This is a genomic window from Microvirga sp. P4_G7, assembly GCF_056401005.1.
This window is the reverse complement of the sequence record NZ_JBFUKD010000228.1, coordinates 1-5300: the sequence shown is the minus strand read 5'-3', so window position 1 is coordinate 5300 and position 5300 is coordinate 1. Positions and strand designations below refer to the sequence as shown.

Sequence of the window (5300 nt, the reverse complement as noted above, 5' to 3'; positions counted from 1 at the left end):
CAGGAATGGAGCAGGCCTTCAGATCCTGCGCCAGCAGCTCGGCCTCTCGGACCTTGCCGAGGTCGGTGAGGTCGCCGGTCAGCACGAGCACATCCGCGGCACGCGACACCTCGCCGAAAAGCTCGCGGTAGAAGTCGGCGTTGTCCTCGCGCACGTGCAGATCGCCCATCGCCGCGACTTTGAGAGGTGTGTGGTCGTCGCTCATTCCGGCCTCAGTCATTCCGCCATTCACCCTCGCCACCAACGTCCGCGAAGCCCCATTGCTTCACGTCGATTTCGTAATCGATGCGCGAAAACATGCGGCCGCGACAGACTTTCATTTGGGGCGGCGGCAGATCCAATTGCTTGGAGAGCCGGTCGAGCAGTTCATCCATGACCCAGCGCGGAACGTTGTCCCGCTCCGTCGGATAGATCCAACGGAAGTTGAGGAGATGCATCAACAGCACTTCCCAGTGGACTTCCATGTAGGCGAGCAATTGACGCCAATCGATCTGGTCGTGCGCCTTGAGGATCGTGTGAGCGACGTCCGCGCCGTCATAGCGGTGGCGCAACTGGATGAAGCACTTGGACCATACGAGTTCAGTCGGCCCGACGATGCGGACGGGCGAACCGAAAACCTCGATCTGGCGCGCATTCTCGAACCACAGATCGCCGATCGGCATGGTGCCGTTCGAGGAGGCGAAAATCACGTCGAAGAAATGTCTGCCCTTGAAAACCTTGCCGAGCCAACGCTCGTCCTCGATCTCGATCGCGTAGCCGAGATTCTTGAAGTGTGAGAGGACGCGCGTGTAGTCGCCGGCCTTGCAGAAGATGTCGAGATCCTTGGTCGGACGAGTAATCCCGGTATAGGCGGAGAGGGCATAGGTTCCAGCGAGAAGAAACGGCAGTCCGAGCTCGTTCAACTCGCGCAACGCTTCCCCATAGAAGACTTCGGCTTCCGGGTGCTTGAGCGTCGGCTCCGCCTTGGCGTCGATGATGGGGACGCCTGGGTGGGCCACGGGAGTGAAGGCAGGTTCATGAACCGTCATCAGCTTTGTCCGAACGCGGCCACACGCGGTCCCGCGTTCGACAACCGGATGAGCCGGACGAAGTTCCTTCCTGCGGGGTCAGTGCCCGCCGAGAGACGTTCGTGCGTCGCGCGGGCTGTTCAGGATTTCGAGCAGGCTTTGCGCGATGTGCCTCGCCTCATCGTCCTTGAAACGCAGCATGAACGGCGGCAGCGGGCCAGCCTGAAGAGACACGACGGCGAGGCCGTTTTCGTCCATGCCCACGTCGATGGTGGGAGAGGTCACGTCCATGAATTCCTCGCTCACCTCACCCTCCTCCTCATCGCTCTCGCCGATTGCGAACAGCAATTGGCTGACGGCATTGATCAACGAACGAGCGGCTTGCGGATCCATGACCACCGCCGTCGACTGCTCACCCTTCTTGAAGGCGAGCTGAATGTTGTTGCCCTCGAGCGTGACGGAAATTCCGGCCATTACGATGAATTCCTTTTTCCGCGATATATGGGTTGTAAATCCCGGGAGGGAAGGCGTGCCGGAGGAGGCGCGGGGAGGCGATCACGGCGTCCGTCTTTTGGCTAAGAAGGCTTATCTTTTAGGTGTTTCGTGCCGCTTTCGGGGGGCTTTGCCAAGGGAACATCTTGCCTTTTCTGGGGGTATCTCTTACGTAAATCACATCGACATTTGGCCGGACGAATGGGCTGCTTCGCCTCTGGCACTGCCGGGCGCACGTCTTCTCTCTACCAAAATCGACCAACGACGGATCGACATCAGACGCTCCGTTCACGTGCAAACCGATAGTGAAGGGTATTCCAGATGGAAACCGGAACGGTGAAGTGGTACAACGGGACCAAGGGCTATGGCTTCATTCAGCCGGATAACGGCGGCAAGGACGTTTTCGTCCATGCTACCGCGCTTGAGCGTGCCGGGTTGCGTGGTCTGCGCGAAGGTCAGAAGATCTCCTACGAGCTTCAGACCGATCAGCGCACGGGTAAGACGTCTGCGGTGAATCTGCAGAACGCGTAAGTTATTTTTTGCCGGAGGGCGGGACCAACTCACGTCCTCCTGCAGCGGCCGTTCCGGTTCGGGGCGGCCTTTTTGTTGTTCGACGGAAGGCTTTGCATGGCAAAGGAAGAACTCATCACCTTCGAGGGTCTTGTGACCGAAATCCTGCCGGACGCCCGTTATCGGGTGCAGCTGGATAATGGGCACGAAGTGATCGCCTATACCGCGGGTAAGATGAAGAAGAACCGGATCAAGACGTTGGCGGGCGACCGCGTGACGGTCGAGATGTCTCCCTATGACCTGGAAAAGGGTCGCCTGATCTTCCGTCACAAGGATTCAGGATCGTCGAGCGGACCCCGTCCGCCGCAGCGCGGAAATCAGCAGTTCCGCCGGCGCTGAGCGCTAAACGGGCTGGCCGTTTCGGCCAACAAAAAGCGGCGTTCGACCGCCGCTTCGCAATCCATCTCGGTTTGTAGTCTTGATCGGTCCACAACATTGAGAGCCGCCGAACCGTCAACGGTTCGGCGGACTTTGGTGCTGGAACAGGGTCAGGCGACAGCCTGCATCACGGAAAGTGTAACCCGGTCGGGACCGAGGTCTTCCTCCATGTCCGTCAGGTGCATCAGCTCCGCGAGCCTATTGCGGGCGCGGTTGACGCGGCTCTTGATCGTGCCGACGGCGCAGCCGCAGATCTCGGCTGCCTGCTCATAGGAGAAGCCCGAGGCGCCCACGAGCAGCAGCGCTTCTCGCTGGTCGGGAGGCAGGCGGGTCAGAGCCTTCTGCAGATCGTCGAAGTCGAGATGGGCGCCCTGAGCGGGCTGGACGGCGAGGGTAGCAGCGTACTTGCCATCCGCATCCTCAACCTCGCGACGCCGCTTGCGGTATTCGGAATGGAAGAGATTGCGCAGAATAGTGAAGAGCCAGGCCTGCATGTTCGTGCCGGGCTGGAAACGCGTGATATTGGCGATAGCCCGCATCAGGGTTTCCTGAACGAGATCATCGGCCCGGTCGACATTGTTCGTCAGGGAGATCGCGAAGGCGCGCAGATTCGGCGTCGCCTTCAGCATGGAATCGCGAAGCGAATTGTCGATACTCATGAATGTCGTTTCCTCCGCTCGGCCCCGTTCTCCCACTGATCGGGCTCAGCCTGCTCCAATTGATTGATGATCTCGATGAAGCGCTCCGGAACCGGCGTTTCGCCGAGGGCCAGGCTGTCGTAGAAAGTCTGAAGCCGTTTACCGAGCTGGTTCTGGACGGATCGACTGAGCGCCGGCCGCTTTTCTTTCCTCAGCGCCGAAGAAAAGTCGTCGTCCCCGCTTTTGGGTGACTTGAGTTTGCTTGGATCGTCCTGCCGCATGGACCGCCAGCCCTCCCCTTGAATTGAGGGTCGCACTCATGGCGGCACCCCGATCGCCGAGGAAGTAACGCCGCAGCCAAGGCATCGTTCCTCCTGGTTCAGGGAGGTTTGGAACTTGCCTGGGGATAACCTTGGCCGACCATCAAAGAGCGGGGGAACTTAATCCTTAAAGCCAAGTTTCTGTGACGATGCCGTGAAACGCGGGCCAATCCTGGGCCCCGCGGGTCTCAGGAAACTAACAAGGAGCGCCGTTCATGACCCTCAGTACTATTCTGCTCATCCTCGTCATTCTTCTTCTGGTCGGCGCCGTGCCGAACTGGTCGTACAGCCGCAATTGGGGCTACGGCCCGAGCGGCGTGCTCGGCGTTGTTCTGTTGATCCTGATCATCCTGTTGCTGTTGGGAAGAATCTGACGAGGCGATACGGGGCCCCTGTCCCGATGAAACGAGACGAAAGTGGCCGGGACCCGTTCCCGGCCATCGTCGTTTCGCGCAACTCAGATCCCTTTGACTGCCGTCACGTGGAGCCAAGTGGTGGGCTTTTGGTCGTAGCCGCCGCCGGTCGCCTCTTCGATGGTCAGCCTGGACCAGGAAGACACGCCGTATGTCGCGCGCAGCCAATCGGCCGAAGGGTAGTTGAAGTAGCGACCGAACTGATCATAGCCCTCTGCGGTTCCGGCCTTGTAGCTGCCATAGAACACGCCGCCGGCCTTCAAAGCCCGATGAATGCGAGCGATGATGGGCCGAAGGCCGACACGGGGTACATGCAAAAGGCAGGCATTGGCCCAAACACCGTCGTAGACGCCCTCGTCGTCGATCTCGTCGAACAGCAGGACCCCGACCGGCCGGCCGAGGCGCCTTTCGGCTTCCCGCGCAATGTCGGCGGACCCATCTGTTGGTGTGACCGCGAACCCGGCGGCAATCAGCGCCACCGTGTCGTGGCCTCCGCCGCACCCGAGCTCGAGAATGCTGCCGCGAGGGGGCAGGGAGGCAAGGAAGCCGTTCAATCGATCGTAGGCCACGGCGCGGGTCCGCGTGGCATACGCGCGGGCCTCGTCGCGGTAGAACCCGAGGGTCTGATCGTCACGGGAGGACATCGGGATCTCCGTTGGCTGCGATGGCGCTCCGCACCTAATTCTATTTCGGGCGCCTGCCTAGACATCATCGCGCAAACGGGGATCGGCTTGCCCCGATCCACACTGGCCGCTGGGGCGGGCCCGGGCATGGAAATTTCTGTTTTGAAATGATATAGCGCCCTTGTACACCGAGGCTGCAACGTGCTGACCCGCTATACCCGCCCGACCTCCGTCCATGGGATCGTCGCCTACCTTTTCGCTTGCGCCGCGGTGGGCGTGGCGATGCTCGTCCGCTATGTGCTCGATCCGCTGCTCGGCAATGAACTGCCATACATCACGCTCTATCCGGCGGTCCTGATCACCGCCATCGCCGGCGGCGGCGGAGCGGGGATGTTCGCCCTTCTGCTGGGGACGTTGGCGACGTTCGGATTCCTCGCCCTTACTCATGGTCCGGCGCCGTTCAGCTCGGGCACGTTGGCGGGGCTCGCGATCTACATCTTCGGCGGCGGCCTGTCGGTGGCGGCGGCCGCAACGCTCCGGAGCATGGCGACCCGGCTGGAAGTGGCGCAGGCAAAGCTCGTCGCTGCCCTCGACGCGTCGAATACCGGCACGTGGCGCTGGAACCTCAAGGACAACGATGTGGAATGGGACGCGGCGCTCGTGCACCTCTTCGGTCTCGACCCCGCGGAGGCGCCGCGCACTCGCCAGGACTTTCGGCGCCACGTGCATCCGGATGATCAGACCACCATCAATCGCTACATGCTCGAAGCCGTCGAGAGCGGGGTGATTGCCGATTTCGAGTTCCGTGCGTTGCGCCCGGATGGCACGCTGCGCTGGATGTATGCGCGCAGCCGCATGA

At 61.2% G+C, this 5300-nt stretch carries 10 protein-coding genes; 4 read left to right on the top strand and 6 right to left on the bottom strand.

Features of this window, described 5'->3' with window-relative positions; translation table 11 throughout:
• From AC1DT3_RS11475 to AC1DT3_RS11465, 3 genes are all read right to left on the bottom strand, one after another.
• The coding region (locus AC1DT3_RS11475) for a metallophosphoesterase (protein ID WP_477465385.1) at positions 1–205 on the bottom strand (205 nt) is incomplete at its 3' end.
• A 7-nt stretch (positions 206–212) separates the two neighbouring features.
• Positions 213–1028, bottom strand: a complete 816-nt coding sequence (locus AC1DT3_RS11470; RefSeq protein ID WP_477465384.1) for a nucleotidyltransferase family protein — start codon at positions 1026–1028, stop codon at positions 213–215.
• A 78-nt stretch (positions 1029–1106) separates the two neighbouring features.
• On the bottom strand, positions 1107–1481 hold the full coding sequence (locus tag AC1DT3_RS11465) for a hypothetical protein (RefSeq protein ID WP_477465383.1): 375 nt from the start codon (positions 1479–1481) through the stop codon (positions 1107–1109).
• A gap of 339 nt (positions 1482–1820) precedes the next feature.
• Between AC1DT3_RS11465 and AC1DT3_RS11460 the strand changes: the two genes are divergently transcribed.
• Positions 1821–2030: a cold-shock protein gene (locus tag AC1DT3_RS11460; RefSeq protein ID WP_112662673.1), complete on the top strand. Its 210-nt coding sequence runs from the start codon at positions 1821–1823 to the stop codon at positions 2028–2030.
• 96 nt (positions 2031–2126) lie between these two features.
• The gene (gene infA, locus AC1DT3_RS11455; RefSeq protein ID WP_477465382.1) at positions 2127–2408 is read left to right on the top strand and encodes a translation initiation factor IF-1; all 282 of its coding nucleotides are present in this window, start codon (positions 2127–2129) and stop codon (positions 2406–2408) included.
• Positions 2409–2557: 149 nt separating this feature from the next.
• On the opposite strand, the gene AC1DT3_RS11450 is transcribed toward infA, so the two are convergent.
• On the bottom strand, positions 2558–3106 hold the full coding sequence (locus tag AC1DT3_RS11450; RefSeq protein WP_477465381.1) for a sigma-70 family RNA polymerase sigma factor: 549 nt from the start codon (positions 3104–3106) through the stop codon (positions 2558–2560).
• Positions 3103–3366, bottom strand: a complete 264-nt coding sequence (locus AC1DT3_RS11445) for a NepR family anti-sigma factor (RefSeq protein ID WP_477465380.1) — start codon at positions 3364–3366, stop codon at positions 3103–3105. The genes AC1DT3_RS11450 and AC1DT3_RS11445 overlap by 4 nt, the downstream gene beginning before the upstream one ends.
• A gap of 254 nt (positions 3367–3620) precedes the next feature.
• On the opposite strand from AC1DT3_RS11445, the gene AC1DT3_RS11440 reads away from it, so the two are divergent.
• Complete coding sequence (locus AC1DT3_RS11440; protein WP_477465379.1) at positions 3621–3779, top strand: DUF3309 family protein; 159 nt, start codon at positions 3621–3623, stop codon at positions 3777–3779.
• A gap of 83 nt (positions 3780–3862) precedes the next feature.
• On the opposite strand, the gene AC1DT3_RS11435 is transcribed toward AC1DT3_RS11440, so the two are convergent.
• On the bottom strand, positions 3863–4462 hold the full coding sequence (locus tag AC1DT3_RS11435) for a class I SAM-dependent methyltransferase (protein ID WP_477465378.1): 600 nt from the start codon (positions 4460–4462) through the stop codon (positions 3863–3865).
• Between the two features lie 180 nt (positions 4463–4642).
• Between AC1DT3_RS11435 and AC1DT3_RS11430 the strand changes: the two genes are divergently transcribed.
• Positions 4643–5300 (top strand): PAS domain-containing protein (locus AC1DT3_RS11430; RefSeq protein ID WP_477465377.1); only part of this gene is annotated, 658 nt, incomplete at its 3' end.